The sequence below is a fragment of the Microvirga sp. 17 mud 1-3 genome (assembly GCF_003151255.1).
GTDB lineage: Bacteria > Pseudomonadota > Alphaproteobacteria > Rhizobiales > Beijerinckiaceae > Microvirga.
The window spans coordinates 2,446,907-2,462,694 of record NZ_CP029481.1 but is presented as its reverse complement, the minus strand read 5'-3'; the positions used below and the strand labels follow the sequence as shown (position 1 = coordinate 2,462,694).

Annotated in this window: 14 protein-coding genes; 7 read left to right on the top strand and 7 right to left on the bottom strand. The window is 64.4% G+C overall.

Annotated elements, in window-relative coordinates:
- Positions 1-120: 120 nt before the first annotated feature.
- The 6 genes from C4E04_RS11730 to C4E04_RS11705 all read right to left on the bottom strand — a co-directional run bounded on the left by C4E04_RS11730 (position 121) and on the right by C4E04_RS11705 (position 5,653).
- Complete coding sequence (locus C4E04_RS11730) at positions 121-1,356, bottom strand: site-specific integrase (RefSeq protein WP_109597665.1); 1,236 nt, start codon at positions 1,354-1,356, stop codon at positions 121-123.
- Between the two features lie 380 nt (positions 1,357-1,736).
- Positions 1,737-1,967 (bottom strand): hypothetical protein, encoded by a 231-nt coding sequence (locus tag C4E04_RS11725; protein WP_109597664.1) that lies wholly within the window; start codon positions 1,965-1,967, stop codon positions 1,737-1,739.
- A 137-nt stretch (positions 1,968-2,104) separates the two neighbouring features.
- Positions 2,105-2,533, bottom strand: coding sequence for a hypothetical protein (locus C4E04_RS11720; RefSeq protein WP_109597663.1), 429 nt, complete (start codon positions 2,531-2,533; stop codon positions 2,105-2,107).
- Positions 2,534-2,747: 214 nt separating this feature from the next.
- Complete coding sequence (locus C4E04_RS11715) at positions 2,748-3,236, bottom strand: YbaK/EbsC family protein (RefSeq protein WP_109597662.1); 489 nt, start codon at positions 3,234-3,236, stop codon at positions 2,748-2,750.
- Between the two features lie 43 nt (positions 3,237-3,279).
- Positions 3,280-4,272 carry a threo-3-hydroxy-L-aspartate ammonia-lyase gene (locus C4E04_RS11710; RefSeq protein ID WP_109597660.1) on the bottom strand — a complete coding sequence of 331 codons (993 nt, stop codon included), beginning with the start codon at positions 4,270-4,272 and terminating at the stop codon, positions 3,280-3,282.
- 142 nt (positions 4,273-4,414) lie between these two features.
- On the bottom strand, positions 4,415-5,653 hold the full coding sequence (locus tag C4E04_RS11705; protein ID WP_162559366.1) for a sodium:proton antiporter: 1,239 nt from the start codon (positions 5,651-5,653) through the stop codon (positions 4,415-4,417).
- A 147-nt stretch (positions 5,654-5,800) separates the two neighbouring features.
- Here C4E04_RS11705 and C4E04_RS11700 point away from each other — a divergent pair, with 147 nt between their 5' ends.
- The 4 genes from C4E04_RS11700 (at position 5,801) to C4E04_RS11685 (ending at position 10,624) form a co-directional block, all read left to right on the top strand.
- Entirely contained in the window at positions 5,801-7,588 is a 1,788-nt protein-coding gene (locus tag C4E04_RS11700) for a thiamine pyrophosphate-requiring protein (protein ID WP_109597658.1), read from the top strand.
- Positions 7,589-7,760: 172 nt separating this feature from the next.
- Positions 7,761-9,470, top strand: coding sequence for a glycosyltransferase family 39 protein (locus C4E04_RS11695; protein ID WP_109597657.1), 1,710 nt, complete (start codon positions 7,761-7,763; stop codon positions 9,468-9,470).
- A 42-nt stretch (positions 9,471-9,512) separates the two neighbouring features.
- A complete protein-coding gene (locus C4E04_RS11690) occupies positions 9,513-10,244 on the top strand; it encodes a glycosyltransferase family 2 protein (protein ID WP_109597656.1) in 732 nt (243 codons plus the stop codon).
- Positions 10,244-10,624 (top strand): lipid-A-disaccharide synthase N-terminal domain-containing protein, encoded by a 381-nt coding sequence (locus C4E04_RS11685; protein ID WP_109597654.1) that lies wholly within the window; start codon positions 10,244-10,246, stop codon positions 10,622-10,624. Before C4E04_RS11690 ends, C4E04_RS11685 begins: the two co-directional genes overlap by 1 nt.
- A gap of 33 nt (positions 10,625-10,657) precedes the next feature.
- Here C4E04_RS11685 and metC read toward each other — a convergent pair whose 3' ends face one another.
- A complete protein-coding gene (metC, locus tag C4E04_RS11680; RefSeq protein WP_109597653.1) occupies positions 10,658-11,854 on the bottom strand; it encodes a cystathionine beta-lyase in 1,197 nt (398 codons plus the stop codon).
- 224 nt (positions 11,855-12,078) lie between these two features.
- Between metC and C4E04_RS11675 the strand changes: the two genes are divergently transcribed.
- From C4E04_RS11675 to C4E04_RS11665, 3 genes are all read left to right on the top strand, one after another.
- Positions 12,079-13,101 carry an amino acid ABC transporter substrate-binding protein gene (locus C4E04_RS11675; RefSeq protein ID WP_109597652.1) on the top strand — a complete coding sequence of 341 codons (1,023 nt, stop codon included), beginning with the start codon at positions 12,079-12,081 and terminating at the stop codon, positions 13,099-13,101.
- A gap of 132 nt (positions 13,102-13,233) precedes the next feature.
- On the top strand, positions 13,234-14,436 hold the full coding sequence (locus C4E04_RS11670; RefSeq protein ID WP_109597651.1) for an amino acid ABC transporter permease: 1,203 nt from the start codon (positions 13,234-13,236) through the stop codon (positions 14,434-14,436).
- A gap of 9 nt (positions 14,437-14,445) precedes the next feature.
- The gene (locus tag C4E04_RS11665) at positions 14,446-15,765 is read left to right on the top strand and encodes an amino acid ABC transporter permease (RefSeq protein WP_109597650.1); all 1,320 of its coding nucleotides are present in this window, start codon (positions 14,446-14,448) and stop codon (positions 15,763-15,765) included.
- Positions 15,766-15,788 lie beyond the last annotated feature (23 nt).

Here is a 15,788-nt window from a genome sequence, read left to right as displayed (position 1 = left end):
GCTAAAGAAAACCCCGGCACATGGCCGGGGTTTCTCATTTCGGCGGTTTCCGCCTCGCGCCCTGGTGCCGGTTTGCGGCGTCGTCGGGCATCGAATTTTTAAGGCGTGTCGCGCATTATATCACGCCGCAACAGAATGCTTATGTTGCGTTTTAACAACGTTGCAATCAAGCCACACTTCCCACTTGTCCATGGCATCACGCATCTGCGGCATATACTCGGCGCGGTCGTAATGTTTGCTGCCAGTGTCGCCCTTGGCGTGCTGCTGGATCAGGTCGCGCGTGAACCGGTCCACGCCGGCATCGTGGGCGCGCGACTTCCAGGTGCGGCGCAGGTCGCGCGCCTGGAATCGTTCGGCCCCGCTGCCCACCAGCCAGCGCCTGATGGCCTTTCCCACGGATGACGCCAGTTGCCGTTCGGATTCCCCGAACCGCGCCGGGAACAGCGCCCCGCGGCCGTACTTGTCCACCAGAGGGCGCAGGACTTCCACGGCCTGGCGCGGCAGCGGGATGGCGTGCGGCTTGCCCCCCTTCGTTTTGGTGGCCGGCATGGTCCACACGGCCGCGTCCAGGTCCACGTCGCGGCCTTCCAGGCGCATCGTTTCATGGACCCGCTGGCCGCAGCACAGCAGCAGCCTGATGGCGGCCCCGGTGCCGTCCATGAACCCTTCGCCGTCCACGGCATGCCATAGCGCGGCCATTTCGTCGGCAGACAGGTTCCGGTCCCGCGCCACGTTCGCGGCCGTGTCTCGCTTCACCTGCGCGGCCGGGTTCGACTTGATGCCCCAGTCCTGGCGCACCTTCGCCCGGTAGTCGTTCCCGGCCTCGATGCCCCAGTTGAACGCGGCGGAAAGGTAGGCCCTCATGCGGTCGGCCATGACGCGGGCGCCGCGCTCATAGATCGGAGTCAGGACCAGGGCGATGTCCGCCGGCGTCACGTCGCCAGCTGGTGTATCCGCCCCCAGGACAGCCATGGCGCGGTCCAGCTGCCCTTCCACCTCGTCCGCGCTTCGCCGGCCATCCTGGCGCATGCTGGCGATGTACCCGGCAAACAGTTTGGCCACGGTCCGGTCCGTGGCTGGAACCTGGGCGGCCGCCGGGTTCTTTGCCTGCCCCACGGCCTGGTCGCATTTCTCGCGCGCTTCGGCCAGCGTCAGTTCCGGGTATCGCCCCAGCGTGATGGTGGCTGCCTTGCCGTCCTTCTGCCACCAGGCGAACCATGTAGCAGTCACGCCCCTGGCGCCCAGCCTGATGCGCAGGCGCAGGCTTCCGGCGCCTTTCCCGCGCGCGCCATCGTTCAGGATTGTTTCGCCCCGCGCGCCCCGGATGGCCGCCTGGATTTGCCGGTCTGTCAGCATGTCGGTTTCCCTAATTTGGTATCGGTATTGGTAACGGTTTGTCAGAAGTGAAAGCCTGTTTGTAGGCCAGACACTTGCGCCGCTCCATCCTGATTTGTTGTTTTTTAACAACGATTTACGGTTATCCAGAATGAACCAGCGTGATGACACGATACCACGTAAAAACTGACTTTTAATCAGAGGGTCCTGGGTTCGAGTCCCAGCGCGCTCACCATCAAGCCACTGAAACTGCAAGGCTTTGATGATTTTGCCCGGAGGATGGGAACGTGCAGGTTCCCGACGGCAAGTCGGCGTTTCCTAACCGCTCCCATCTGACTCACAGAGTTTTCAAGCTTGCCCGGCTGTCGAGAGATCGCACCGCACCTCGCCGTGCGACTCATTCAATGAGAGGCGGAATCGACAAGCGGAAGGGCCTGAATCAGTCGGCCGGCCGAATCGACGATTTCGAGGCGCCATCCCTGCCAGTCCTCCGAATAGGACGGGTCGGATGCGCGCAGTTCCTCGATGGCTTCCATGGCGGACGTAAGGGCGGCCTGGGTGTCGGAGACCTCCGTGCCTTCTTCGTCGCGAATGGCATCGTGGCCGTTTGTCAGATGAAAATAATATCGCACAGCCAGAACCAGCGCGGATGGACTTGTCGCTTAAAAACAAGTGGCTGTCATCTGTCAACGAAATGCTGGAACTGCAACGCTAAAGCGCCAGGAAAGAATTGCCGCCAAGCTCTTCGGCTTTCCGCTGTCCGCTTAGGTCAGAGCGCCTGCGTCTCTTCGTTCGCCGCAGGAGAAATATTGTCGATGTCGACCCAGCCCGTGCAAATTTTAATGTCGGGCACGAGATAAGCTCGGCGTCCATCGATCTTCTCGACCCGGCACCGATAGAATCGTTGGTCCCCAGGCGGGCGGTAGAGCACTGTCGTGCCGACCGTTAATGCGTCGCTGCGAGAGGCCGTCTCTGCGTCGTGGAAAACGAGGCCCTCGATCGGCTCCTGCGCGCCACCATTCGGTGAAGCGTGACGGCTCGTACGCAGGCGGTCCAGAGCCGCGATGGCGAGGCGGGCGCGGTCTCGATACCTGTCTGCTACAACCTTGAAGGGCCCCCGCTCTCGGCCCGGATACCAGGAATGGCCGCCGGCCTTCGCAAGCTCCGCCGCGACCGTTTCGACTTCATCTTCCGTCATATGCGGTCCTCGGATTCTCGACCGGCAGGAAACGTCATGCATCTGAAGTTATAACGCAGCCGTTGAAAGAACCCAGTTCCTGCAACCTGCATCAACCGAGACAATTGGACACTGGGAGACGCTTATATTTCGTTAATTCCACGAAAGCGTTGCACTTTTCGTCGGATCGACGCCCCTACGGAAGATGTGTGTCGATTGTCTGTCCTGCAGGCGGTTAGTTCCCAGTTTCACCCACCGCGGGTGGATCCTGGCAGACATCCACCCAGGCTGCATTGACAAGTTCCACCATGCGTTGCGGCGCGATCCGCACCGCCGTGTGAACCGCGCCTGCTGCCGGCACGACCTCGTCGAAGGCTTTTAGGGAAATATCGCAATAGACCGGCAGGGGTGTAGCCAGCCCGAAAGGGCATACGCCGCCGACCGGATGACCCGTCAGAGCCTGAACCTCCTCGGCACCGAGCATGGAAGCCTTGCCGCCGAAGGCCGCCTTGATCTTCCGGTTGTCCAGCCGCGCATCGCCTCGGGTGACCACAAGAAAGCTTCGCTCGCCCACGCGTAGGGACAGGGTCTTGGCGATCCGTCCAGGTTCCACCCCATGCGCTTCGGCCGCCTGCGCAACGGTCGCGGTGCTGGTGGATTTCTCGATGATGCGAATCTCCGGGGCGTTCTTCGCGAAGAAGGCGCGGACGGATTCAAGGCTCATGTCCCGTGTCTCCTGGGCTGTGCGAATCGGAAGCTTGGATGGATCAGGCGAGGAAACGCGCGAAGGCTTTCGGGTCCACATTGCCCCCGCTCAGAATGATGCCGACGCGCAGTCCGCGGCACGGCACGACTCCGTTCAGAACCGCTGCGGCCGCAAGGCAGCCGGTCGGCTCCACGACGATCTTCATGCGCTCCGCGAAGAACCGCATGGCATCCACCAGCATGGCGTCCGACACCGTCACGATGTCTTCCGCGAGAGTGCGGATGATCGGGAAGGTCTTGCTGCCAAGATAAGTGGTCTGGGCGCCGTCGGCGATGGTGGACGGGACGGGAATCCGCACGATCTCGCCGCTTCGGAAGGATTGCTGGCCATCATTCCCGGCTTCCGGCTCGACGCCGAAGATCCGGCATTGCGGCGACAATGCCTTCGCGGCGAGAGCCGACCCCGCAAGCAGGCCTCCACCGCCAAGGCAGACGAAGAGCATGTCGAGGGGGCCAGTCTCCTCGATGAGCTCTTTCGTGGCCGTTCCCTGGCCGGCGATCACGTCGTCGTGGTCGTAAGGAGGGATCAGCGTGAGGCCGCGCTCGGCGGACAGCTTCCGCCCAATGGCCTCCCGGTCTTCCGTATAGCGGTCGAAGAGCACGACCTCGCCGCCATAGGCCTTGGTGGCCGCCACCTTCATGGCCGGCGCATCCTGCGGCATGATGATGACCCTTGGGACATCCTGGAGCTGGCCCGCATAGGCGATGGCCTGGGCGTGATTGCCAGACGAGAAGGCCACGACGCCCCGCTTCTTCGCGTCCTCGGAGAGCCGCGCGATGGCGTTGTAGGCTCCGCGGAACTTGAAGGCGCCTGCCCGCTGAAGGTTCTCGGCCTTGAAGAACAAGGTTGCGCCCGTAAGGGCGTCTGCAGTCCGTGAGGTGAGCACCGGGGTGCGATGGGCGATGCCTTCGATGCGTCGGGCTGCCACCACCACGTCTTCGTAGGTCGGCGAGGCGGGAAGGGGGGCGGTAACCTGTTGGGCAGAGCTCTGCATGGATCGTCTCTCCGGAGCGGGAGGGCCTGGGGCGGGCCGTTCCTTGATTCCCTACAGCAAAACCGAAACGCATGACACGTCGGAAGCCGTGTCGCGGCCCTTCGCTGGGCGCATGAGCGTTGTTATCCCGCGCAAGGCCCGACTATTCGGCGGACGAGGGAGGCCGCAGTCGCAGCGTATCGAGCCTGTGCATGATCGGCGTGGCACTCAGGCCGTAGAGGAAGACGGACATCAGCACCACGAGGCCGACCGCATGCCAAAGTTGCCCGGCAGCGTCATGGCTGAGCCGTTCGGCCGCATAGGTCGCATAATAGAGCGTTCCCAGTCCTCGAATGCCGAAGAACCCTGTCGCAGCCCGTACCGGAAAGGGCTCTCGCGAGCCCGCGAAGCCGATGAGGACCGCCACGGGCCGGACCACCACGAGGGCCACGGTGGCGAACACGATCTCGGAAACGCTCAAGGGGCCGATCAGGCCTTCGGCGACGGACCCGCCGAAGAGGATGAGGACGAGGACCATCACCAATTGTTCGATCTGCTCTTCCGACCCGTGGATCGTGCGGGTGTAGTCGAGATTGCGGGTCATGTTGCGGATGGTCGCGGCGGCGACGAACACCGCCACGAAACCGTTGGCATGCGCCCATTCGGCCAGTCCGTAGACCAGGAGCCCTACACCGAGGGCCGCATAAGCGTTCTTCGACCGGGAAATGCGAAACGGCGCCGGCAGGCGGTGGTTGAGAGCCATGATCCCGCCGCCGACGACGAGCCCGACGGCGACGGCGGCCAGGAGCTTCCAGATAAGCTCGACGAGAAACCAGTGGGTGAGCCATCCCGGCTCCGGCGCTCCGGCCCAGAGGAGGCTCAGCGTGACGAACGGGAATGCGAGGCCGTCGTTGAGACCTGCCTCGGACGTGAGGGCGAAGCGCACCTCTCCCTCCTCGCCTGCGCCCGGCGGGCCCAGCTGCACGCTCGATGCGAGGACCGGGTCGGTCGGTGACAGGATACTGCCGAGCAGCAGGGCCAGCGGGGGCGGCAGGTCGAGGACGACGACCGCCGCGATCGCAATACCTGCGATGGTCAAGAGCATTCCGGGCCCCAGGAGCCGCCAGGTGCTGGCCCAGGCCCGGAAACCGAAGGGCCGGTCGATCTTGAGACCCGCCCCCATGACGGCCACCACGAGAACGAATTCCAGCAGGATTTCGGCGACGTTCCTTTCCTCCGCCGTGAAGCGGCCCATGGGGGAGAGGCTGAAAAAGACATAGCCGAACGCAAAAGCCACCATGGGGAGGGACAACGGAAAGCGCTGCAGCACCACGGGCAGCCACACGGTGGCCAGGACGATGGCGCCAAGGGCCAGGAAGCCGAGAATATGCGCCTGCTCCATCGTCGCTTTGCCCTTCGGTCGCGGAGGGACAACCGGAGGGAGCAGCCGCCGTTCCGCCGCAGGCCGGAACATCCCGTCCGTGACGCGGTTCACCGGAAGGCTGCCGCCCGGCGGTCCCACGGCAAAACGGCAATAGGCAGGTGCACCATGGCTCGAACGGTCGGCGATTTCATTGTTCAGCGCTTGGGCGAGTGGGGCGTGCGTCTCGTCTTCGGTTATCCCGGAGACGGCATCAACGGGGTCTTCGGCGCCATGAACCGAGCCGATGGAGCCATCACGTTCATTCAGGCCCGACACGAGGAGATGGCGGCCTTCATGGCCTCGGCCTACGCCAAGTTCTCGGGCGAGCTCGGGGTCTGCATCGCCACGTCGGGGCCGGGCGCAACGCACCTCGTCACGGGGCTTTACGACGCCCGCCTCGATCATCAGCCGGTCCTGGCCATTGCGGGCCAACAGGCGCGCAGCGCTATCGGTGGGCATTACCAGCAGGAGTTGAAGCTCGAGGCGACGTTCCAGGACGTGGCGGGCGCCTTCGTCCACCAGGCGAGCACTGCTCCGCAGGTTCGCCACCTGGTCGACCGGGCGGTGCGCATCGCCAAGGCCGAGCGGACCGTCACGGCCATCGTGCTGCCGAGCGACCTCCAGGAGGAGGATTACATGGAGCCGCCGCGCAAGCACGGCACCGTGCATTCCGGCGTCGGCTATACGGACCCGAGGGTCGTTCCCTATGACCGGGACCTTGATCGCGCCGCCGAGGTGCTCAATGCCGGCGAGAAGGTGGCGATTCTCGTGGGGGCAGGGGCCCTCCACGCCACCGACGAAGTCGTGGCCGTCGCAGAGGCCCTTGGGGCGGGCGTCGCAAAGGCGCTCCTCGGCAAGGCGGCCGTTCCGGACGACCTGCCCTTCGTCACGGGCTCTATCGGCATCCTCGGCACCAAGCCGAGCTGGGACATGATGAACGAGTGCGACACACTACTCATGATCGGCTCCGGCTTTCCCTATGCGGAGTTCCTGCCCAAGGAGGGGCAGGCGAGGGGGGTGCAGATCGACCTGAAGCCCGGAATGCTGAGCCTGCGCTACCCCATGGAGGTGAACCTGGTGGGCGACAGCGCCGAGACTCTGAAGGCTCTTCTCCCACGCCTCAAGCACAAGGCCGACCGGTCCTGGCGCGAAGGGATCGAGGCGAACATCGCCGAGTGGTGGAAGGACCTGGAGGCCCGGGCCATGGCGTCCGCAAACCCGGTCAACCCGCAGCGGGTCACCTGGGAGCTTTCGCCCCGCCTGCCGGAGCGCGTGATCGTGACCAGCGATTCCGGCTCCTGCGCCAATTGGTACGCCCGGGATCTCAAATTCCGGCGCGGCATGATGGGCTCCTTGTCGGGCGGCTTGGCTTCCATGGGAGCGGCGGTTCCTTACGCCATCGCGGCCAAATTTGCGCATCCGGACCGGCCGGTCATAGCCCTGGTGGGCGACGGCGCCATGCAGATGAACAACATGGCGGAGCTGATCACGGTCGCGAAATACTGGCAGCTTTGGACGAACCGGACCTGGATCTGCTGCGTGTTCAACAACGAGGACCTGAACCAAGTTACCTGGGAGCAGCGGGTGATGCAGGGCGATCCCAAGTTCGAGGCCTCCCAGGACCTGCCGAACGTGCCCTACCACAAGTTCGCGGAGCTGATCGGCCTAAAAGGGATCTATGTGGACGACCCCGAGAAGCTCGGTGCTGCCTGGGACGAGGCCCTCGCCAGCGACCGCCCGGTCCTGCTGGAGGTGAAGACCGACCCGGACGTGCCTCCGCTTCCGTCCCACATCACCCTGGAACAGGCCCGCAAATTCGCCTCGACGCTCCTGAAGGGCGATCCCGACGAGGGCGGCGTGATCCTGGGAACCGCCAAACAGGTGCTCAATACGGTCCTGCCGCATAGGGATTAGGGCCAGACCTGCTCCTGATTCGGACCTGCCCCGGACCGGTGGCGGCCGAGTGGCCGCTACCTTCCGTCCATTTGACTTCCCCCCGGCTTTGAGAGACATGAGCGCCTTTCGAGGGGCCCGACCCCTTGCGAAGTCGTTCGAACCATAAGACATTTCGCCGCCGGAGCTTTGAATGGACGGTATGGTCCCCCAGCAGCGCCTCTCGCTGCGCCATTTTTCTATGGCGCAGGCGGCGAACGCAGTCGAGCGGAGCCATTTCAGGCTCTGTCTGGTTCTCGTGCTCCTGTCGCTTGTCTGCTTCCTGCCGGGCTTTGCGTCGCTCCATCCCATGGACCGGGACGAGCCGCGCTATGCCCAGGCTTCCAAGCAGATGCTCGAAACCCGGGAATTCGTGGATATCCGCTTTCAGGACGAGGCCCGACATAAAAAGCCGGTAGGAATCTACTGGCTCCAGAGCGCCACCGTCTCGATAGGCGAGGCCCTCGGCGTGCCGGAGGCCCGGACGACCATTGCGCTCTACCGCATTCCGTCCCTGTTCGGAGCGCTGGCGACCGTTCTTCTCACCTACTGGGCCGCCCTGGCTTTCCTTGGGCGGCGTGGCGCTTTCCTGGTCGCGGCTCTCATGGCGAGTTCGATCATCCTCATGGTCGAGGCGCGCCTCGCCAAGACGGACGCGGCGCTGACGGCCTGCGCGGTGGCCGTGTTGGGAGGGCTGGCGCGGGCCTATCTGGGCCGGGGCGCCGGGATCCTGCCCAAGCGCACGCTCGCGATCTTCTGGCTTGGCTTCGCGGCCGGCATCCTCATCAAGGGGCCGCTCGTGCTGATGTTCGCCGGGCTCACGGCCGCCATCCTGTCTTACCGGGAGCGCTCGTTTCGCTGGCTCCTGCCGCTCAGGCCTGGCCTCGGGGCTGTCTTCACGCTTCTGGTCGTCCTGCCCTGGTTCGTGGCCATTGCGCTCAAGAGCGGCGGGGCCTTCTACGCGGAGGCGGTGGGGCACGACATGCTGGGCAAGGTCGGCACCGCGCAGCGCTACCACTGGGCGCCACCCGGGTTCTACCTGCTCGCCTTCTTTGCCACCTACTGGCCGGGCGCCATCCTCGCGGCCATCGCGGTCCCGTTCGCCTGGATCCACCGGCGCGAGGACGCAGTGGCCTTCTGCCTCGCCTGGGTCGTGCCCTCCTGGCTGATCTTCGAGGCGGTGCCGACGAAGCTGCCCCATTACGTGATGCCGCTCTATCCGGCGATCGGCGTGATCACGGTGCTGGCGATCCTGCGCCATTTCGTAGGCCCGCACCGTCCGGTCGCCAAGCCGGCCACGATCCTGATCCCGCTCATCCCGGTCGGCCTCACCATCGGCCTGTCGGCCGTGAACTGGTCCTTTGACCACACCTTGCCTTACCGGGGCCTGCCGGCGATGGTCGCCTCGTCCCTGATCGCGCTCTATGCTTGGCGTCTTTTCGTCCGGAACGAGGTGCTCAAGAGCCTCTGGCTGGGCTTTGCGGCTGCTGCCTGTCTGTCGGTCGGGGTATTCGGCTTCGTCCAGCTCGACCTGCGCTCCCTCAAGCTGTCGCCGCGCCTCGCGGAGGCCGCGCGCAACATGACCTGCAAGAACCCTGCGGTCGCGACCCTGGGCTATCGGGAGCCGAGCCTCGTCTTCCTGACCGGCACGAACCTGGAAATGTTCGAGACCGGCGAGGAGGCCTCGGCCTTCCTTGGCCAGGGCGGCTGCCGGATGGTGTTCGTAGAGAAGCGCTTCGAGGAGGCCTTCCGGGCCGAGAACGAGCGACTCGGGCTGAAGCCTGCCCTCTCGACCCGGGTTGCAGGCTTCAATATCAACAGCGGGCGCAGGCTCGATATCGGGGCCTACGCGGTCGAGCCGTGACGCCGGTTCCATTTACCAGAGGTGGCCGATGGCCATAGAGTTATGACCGATCCCGCTTCGGCCCCGCGCATCAGCGTCGTCGTGCCCGTCAAGAACGAGGCGCCCAACGTCCTTCCTCTGGTGGAGGAGATCGAGCGCGCCTGCACGCCGCTGGGAGCCTTCGAGCTGATCTATGTGGACGACGGCTCGACGGACGATACGGCGGACGTGGTCCTGAAGGCCCGCCAGACCCGGCCTTGGCTGCGTCTCGTGAAACATGAGGCGAGCTGCGGCCAGAGCGCTGCTGTCCGGACAGGGGTCCATGCCGCGCGGGGAGGCATCATCGTCACCCTCGACGGGGATGGCCAGAACGACCCGGCCTTCATCCCCAAGCTGGTCGCGCCTCTCGACGATCCTGCTACCGGATTGGTTGCGGGCCAGCGCGTGGGGCGCAAGGGCGCCGCGAAGCGATGGCAATCCCGCATTGCCAACGGGGTGCGCGGCCGCGTTCTGAAGGACGGAACGCGGGATACGGGCTGCGGCCTGAAGGCGTTCCGTCGCGACATCTATCTGCGCCTGCCGTATTTCGATGCCCTTCACCGCTTCATGCCGGCCCTGGTCAAGCGCGAGGGTTATGCCATTGCCCATGTGGACGTTGTGGACCGCCATCGTCATGCGGGCCAATCCAAATATGGGCTGTTTGACCGGCTCTGGGTTGGCATTCTCGACCTTGCGGGAGTCTGGTGGCTGATCCGCCGCCGGCGCCGCGTGCCGGTTGCCCAGGAGATCCTCTGATGCTGATGCGCCTGTCGCACGACCTCGGCCTCTATCTCTACGACATCGTCGTGGCGCGCTTCGACCTGTGGGCCGCTTTCGGCGTGCTGGCGCAGTTCGTCTTCGGCGCCCGCTTCCTGGTGCAATGGATCGCCAGCGAGAAGGCGGAGCGGAGCGTCATCCCGGTCGGGTTCTGGTTCCTGTCCATCTCGGGCGGCCTGATGACCCTCATCTACGGCTTCGCCCGCCGCGACCTCGTGATCATCCTCGGTCAGCTCTTCTCGATCTTCATCTATGTCCGCAACCTGATGCTGATCTCCAAGGAAGCGAAGACCAAGGCCCAGGCGAGAGCGAAAGCCGTTGCCGAGGCCGAGACGGAAGCCGAGACGGCGGCAGGCTAGGCGCGGCGGACTCAACCGCCGCGCTGTCTTTCTTCACGCAGCCTTTGCGTCCGCATCGCGCAGCCGGGCAAAGCCGGCGTCGAGATCGCGCTTGAGGTCGTCCAGGTCTTCCAGGCCGATATGGAAGCGCAGGGCGTGGCCTCCAGGCGCCCACTTGGTCGCGGTCCGGTAGGTGGCGCAGTTGAATGGGATCACCAGGCTCTCGAAGCCGCCCCAGGAATAACCCATGCCGAACAGGCTCAGCCCATCGAGCATCGCCGCAAGGGCTTGGTCGGAGCAGGGCTTGAGGATGACCGAGAACAGGCCCGACGAGCCTTTGAAATCGCGCTTCCAGATGGTGTGGCCGGGGAAGGTTTCCAAGGCCGGATGGAGCACCTGTGCCACTTCCGGACGGGCCTGTAGCCACCGTGCCATGTCGAGGGCCTGCTTCTCATGCTCGCGCAACCGCAGCGCCATGGTGCGCAATCCGCGCAGGCCCAGGAACACGTCCTCCGGGCCCGGGCACATGGCGAAGGAATCGTAGGTCTCGCGCAGCGCCTTGAAGCAGCGGTCGTTGGCCGAGACGAGGCCGAGGAGCAGGTCCGAACCGCCGCTCAGGTACTTGGTGCCGGCCTCGATGGCGATGTCCACCCCACGCTCGTGAGGCGGGAACAGAAGGGGCGTCGCCCAGGTATTGTCCATGATCACCACGGCGCCGTGGCGGTGCGCCACCTCGGCGATGGCCGGGATGTCCTGCATCTCGAAGGATTGCGAGCCGGGCGCTTCCGTAAAGACAACGGTGGTGTTCGGGCGGATCAGGGTCTCGATGCCGGCCCCGACGAGCGGATCATAATAGGTGGTTTCCACACCAAATTTCTTCAGCATCCCTTCGCAGAACTGACGGGTGGGAAGGTAGACCGAATCCGTCATCAGCAAATGGTCGCCTGCCTTAAGGCAGGACAGGAGCGCGACCGTGACAGCCGCAAGCCCGGACGGGGCCAGCACTGTGCCGGCCGCGCCGGTCATTTCGGTCCAGGCCTTCTCCAGCGCCTCGGTCGTCGGAGTCCCTTTCGTGCCATAGGAATAGCGGCCCCGCCGGCGCAGGAGATCGTCCGTGGTCGGATAGAGAACCGTCGAGCCGCGGTAGATCGGCGTATTCACGAAACCGTGCTGCTCAGATGGGTCGCGGCCGGCATGGACGAGGCGGGTGCGTTCGCCGAGATCGGCAGGGCGTGAGGGAGATTTTGTCATGGTTCCAGGCGCTTGGTGAAAGGTCTTCCGATGTGAGGCTGCCCTAAGGTCTGCGTCAACCCCGGCCGAAAGTGGCACCTATCAAGACTTGACCGGTGATCAATCATGGAATGTGATGGGTGGATACCGTATCGCCGGAAAACGGGCGGAGCGGTACGACAGGGAACTCGGCTGGGCTGCGGAAAAATCGCCGAGCCAGGTACAATTTGGGAGACTATATCGACATGAAAAAGGCCATCGTATCGATCGCCTTCGGCCTCTTGACGGCCGGCCTGATGACGACGGGCGCTTCGGCCCAGGCGACCCTCGCGAGCGTGAAGCAGAAAGGCTATCTGACCTGCGGCTCGAACACCGGCCTTGCCGGCTTCGGTCTGCCCGACGCCCAGGGCAACTGGACCGGTCTCGACGTGGAGTTCTGCCGCGCCATCGCGGCTGCGATCTTCGACGATCCGACCAAGGTGCGGTTCATCCCGCTTGCCGCCAAGGACCGCTTCACGGCTCTCCAGTCCGGCGAAGTGGACGTGCTGTCCCGCAACTCGACCGTGACGATGTCCCGCGACACGCAGCTCGGTCTCGATTTCCCCGCCGTCAACTACTACGACGGCCAGGGCTTCATGGTGCGCAAGAAGCTCGGCGTTTCCTCCGCCAAGGAGCTGAACGGCGCCTCGATCTGCACCCAGCAGGGCACCACGACCGAGCTGAACCTGGCGGACTATTTCCGCGCCAACAACATGAAGTACGAGGTGGTGGCCTTCGCGACCTCGGACGAGACGTTCAAGGCCTATGACGCGGGCCGCTGCGACGCCTTCACGACGGACGCCTCGGGCCTCTATGCGGAGCGCCTGCGCGCCTCGAACCCGGACGACCACATCGTGCTGCCCGAGATCATCTCCAAGGAGCCCCTCGGGCCGGCAGTGCGTCACGGCGACAACCAGTGGGCCGACATCGTCCGCTGGACCTTCAACGCCATGCTCGACGCTGAGGAGCTCGGTGTGACCAAGGCCAATGTTGATCAGATGAAGAGCTCCGATAACCCGGAGATCAAGCGTCTGCTCGGCTCCGAGGGCAAATTCGGCGAGGCGGTCGGTCTCACCAACGACTGGGCCTACCGGATCATCAAGCATATCGGCAACTACGGCGAGAGCTTCGAGCGCAACGTGGGCGAAGGCTCTAAGCTGAAGATCAAGCGCGGCCAGAACGCTCTCTGGACCAAGGGCGGCCTGCAGTACGGCCTCCCGATCCGCTAAGCGAATGCGGGGCAGGGCGCCCGGAGCGATCCGGGCGCCCCTTTCTGCCGTGCCGTTCCGGATAAGGACAGGCCGCCACCGGATGCGGACGTAAACGGCCCAAGAACAACAAGCTTCTAGAGGATAGGTCCGGTGAACACTGTTGTCAGTCAGACGTCGCCGCCAAAGAAATCATTTCTCTACGACCCGAAGATCCGTGCCGCTTTCTATCAGATCCTTCTCGTCGTCATTGTCACGTACCTGTTCTATGCCGCCGCGACGAACGCCATCGAGAACCTGCAGCGGGCTAAGATCGCGTCCGGATTCGGCTTCCTCGAGACCACGGCCGGCTTCGACATCAGCCAGACGCTGATCCCGTTCAGCGCGGCGGGGTCGAGCTACGGCGACGCTTTCCTGGTCGGGCTCCTGAACACCCTCGTGGTGTCGGCCATCGGCATCGTGTTCGCGACCATTCTGGGCTTCATCATCGGCATTGCGCGCCTGTCGTCCAACTGGATGGTGGCCAAGGTCGCGATGGTCTATGTGGAGCTGCTGCGCAACATCCCGCTCCTGCTGCAGCTGCTGTTCTGGTATATCGCGGTCCTCGGGCCGCTGCCGCAGCCGCGCAACTCCCTTGAGATGGGCGCGGGCTTCTTCCTCAATTCCCGCGGCCTCTTCATGCCGCGCCCGCTTTTCGCCTCTGACATCTCGGCCGTTCTCGTGGCTTTGGTCGTCGGCGCAGTCGCGGCCCTGCTTTTCCGCCGCTGGGCGAAGAAGCAGCAGGAGGCGACGGGCAGGCAGTATCGTGTCGGGCGCGTCACCCTGGCGCTCGTTCTCGGCCTTCCCCTCGTTACCTGGCTCGTCCTGGCACTCACGGCCACCAATCCGATCACCTTCGACATGCCCCGGAAGGGCACCTTCAATCTCCAGGGCGGCATGCAGATCCTGCCTGAATTCGTGGCCCTGCTGGTCGGGCTGACAACCTACACGGCGGCGTTCATCGCCGAGGTGGTGCGGGCCGGCATCCTGGCCGTTTCGAAGGGCCAGACCGAAGCCGCGGGATCGCTCGGCCTCAAGCCGGGGCAGACCCTTCGCCTGGTGGTCGTGCCCCAGGCAATGCGGGTCATCATTCCGCCGCTGACCAGTCAGTACCTCAACCTCACGAAGAACTCGTCACTTGCCGTTGCCATCGGCTATCCGGACCTCGTCCAGGTCTTCATGGGCACTGTCCTCAACCAGACGGGGCAGGCCATCGAAGTGGTGGTGATCACCATGGGCGTGTACCTGACCATCAGCCTCGTGACGTCTTTCGTCATGAATATCTACAATCGCCGTGTGGCGATCGTCGAACGGTAGGAGATTGGCATGAGCACCTCCGTCGACATGTCCCATTTCGTCCGCTCCGATCAGATCGAGGCCCTGCCGCCGCCCAAGCTGGCGCGGGGGCCGATTGCCTGGATGCGCGAGAACCTCTTCTCGGGTCCGGTCAACACGATCCTGACTCTGGTCGTCCTCTACCTCCTCTATGTGATGGTCCCGCCCATTGTCCGCTTCATGATCACGGATGCGGTCTGGACCGGGACGGATCGCAGCGTCTGCCGTGAAGACATGGTGGGGCACCCGGTGGGCGCCTGCTGGGCCTTCGTTTGGGACAAGATCAATTTCTTCACCTACGGGTCCTATCCGGCGGCGGAACGCTGGCGGGTCAATGTCTTCTTTGTCCTGCTCGCCATCGGCGTCGGCTGGTTGCTGTGGCTGCGGGCGCCGCGGCGGGACCTCGGCGCCGCCTATTTCTTCTGGGTCTTCCCGGTTGCGTCCTACATCCTGCTGACTGGCGGAAACGCTGATTTCGGTCTGCGCTTCTGGACGATCTTTGCGGTTGCAAGCGCTATTCTGATTGGCGTTCTCGTAGCGGCGGCCCGGATGCTGAATGCCTCGGTCCGCACGGCGCTCATCGTCGGAATCGGTATCGTCGCTGTCATCGGCCTGACCCTAGGTGCGATCGATTGGGATTTCGGCCTCCTGCCGGTTCCATCGGCGCTCTGGGGCGGCATCCTGGTGACGCTGATCGTCGCAACGGTCGGGATCGTATTCTCGCTGCCCTTCGGCATCCTGCTCGCCCTCGGGCGGCGCTCTCGGCTGCCGATCCTGCGGCTCGCTTCCGTGATCTTCATCGAGTTCGTGCGCGGCGTGCCGCTCATCACCGTGCTGATCATGGCGAACACCATGCTGCCGCTCTTCCTGCCGCCGGACACGAGCGTCGACCGGCTGCTGCGGCCGCTCGTGGGAACGGCGTTCTTCGCCTCCGCCTATATGGCCGAGGTGGTGCGCGGCGGCCTGCAGGCGATGCCCAAGGGCCAGTACGAAGGGGCGATGTCGCTCGGCCTCAACTACCCGCAGATGATGGTCCTCATCATCCTACCGCAGGCCCTGCGGATCGTGATCCCCGGGATCGTGAACACCTTCATCGGACTGTTCAAGGATACGTCCCTGGTCTCCGTGGTCGGCATCTTCGACCTGATCAAGACCATCGAGGCATCCCGTATCGATCCCAACTGGGCCGCCCCGACCATCAGCTACACGGGCTACGCTTTCGCGGCGCTCTTCTACTTCGTCTTCTGCTGGGGCATGTCGCGCTACTCGATCGGCGTGGAGCGGCGGCTCGCGGCAGGCCAGAAACGGTGACATCATGGCAACGACAATGACAA

Excerpts from the sequence above, each read along its gene's own strand:
- C4E04_RS11720 (WP_109597663.1), bottom strand. The coding sequence starts at position 2,533 with ATGACGGAAGATGAAGTCGAAACGGTCGCGGCGGAGCTTGCGAAGGCC.
- C4E04_RS11730 (WP_109597665.1), bottom strand. The coding sequence starts at position 1,356 with ATGCTGACAGACCGGCAAATCCAGGCGGCCATCCGGGGCGCGCGGGGC.
- C4E04_RS11690 (WP_109597656.1), top strand. The coding sequence starts at position 9,513 with ATGACCGATCCCGCTTCGGCCCCGCGCATCAGCGTCGTCGTGCCCGTC.
- metC (WP_109597653.1), bottom strand. The coding sequence starts at position 11,854 with ATGACAAAATCTCCCTCACGCCCTGCCGATCTCGGCGAACGCACCCGC.
- C4E04_RS11705 (WP_162559366.1), bottom strand. The coding sequence starts at position 5,653 with ATGGAGCAGGCGCATATTCTCGGCTTCCTGGCCCTTGGCGCCATCGTC.
- C4E04_RS11710 (WP_109597660.1), bottom strand. The coding sequence starts at position 4,272 with ATGCAGAGCTCTGCCCAACAGGTTACCGCCCCCCTTCCCGCCTCGCCG.
- C4E04_RS11685 (WP_109597654.1), top strand. The coding sequence starts at position 10,244 with ATGCTGATGCGCCTGTCGCACGACCTCGGCCTCTATCTCTACGACATC.
- C4E04_RS11675 (WP_109597652.1), top strand. The coding sequence starts at position 12,079 with ATGAAAAAGGCCATCGTATCGATCGCCTTCGGCCTCTTGACGGCCGGC.
- C4E04_RS11695 (WP_109597657.1), top strand. The coding sequence starts at position 7,761 with ATGGACGGTATGGTCCCCCAGCAGCGCCTCTCGCTGCGCCATTTTTCT.
- C4E04_RS11700 (WP_109597658.1), top strand. The coding sequence starts at position 5,801 with ATGGCTCGAACGGTCGGCGATTTCATTGTTCAGCGCTTGGGCGAGTGG.
- C4E04_RS11665 (WP_109597650.1), top strand. The coding sequence starts at position 14,446 with ATGAGCACCTCCGTCGACATGTCCCATTTCGTCCGCTCCGATCAGATC.
- C4E04_RS11715 (WP_109597662.1), bottom strand. The coding sequence starts at position 3,236 with ATGAGCCTTGAATCCGTCCGCGCCTTCTTCGCGAAGAACGCCCCGGAG.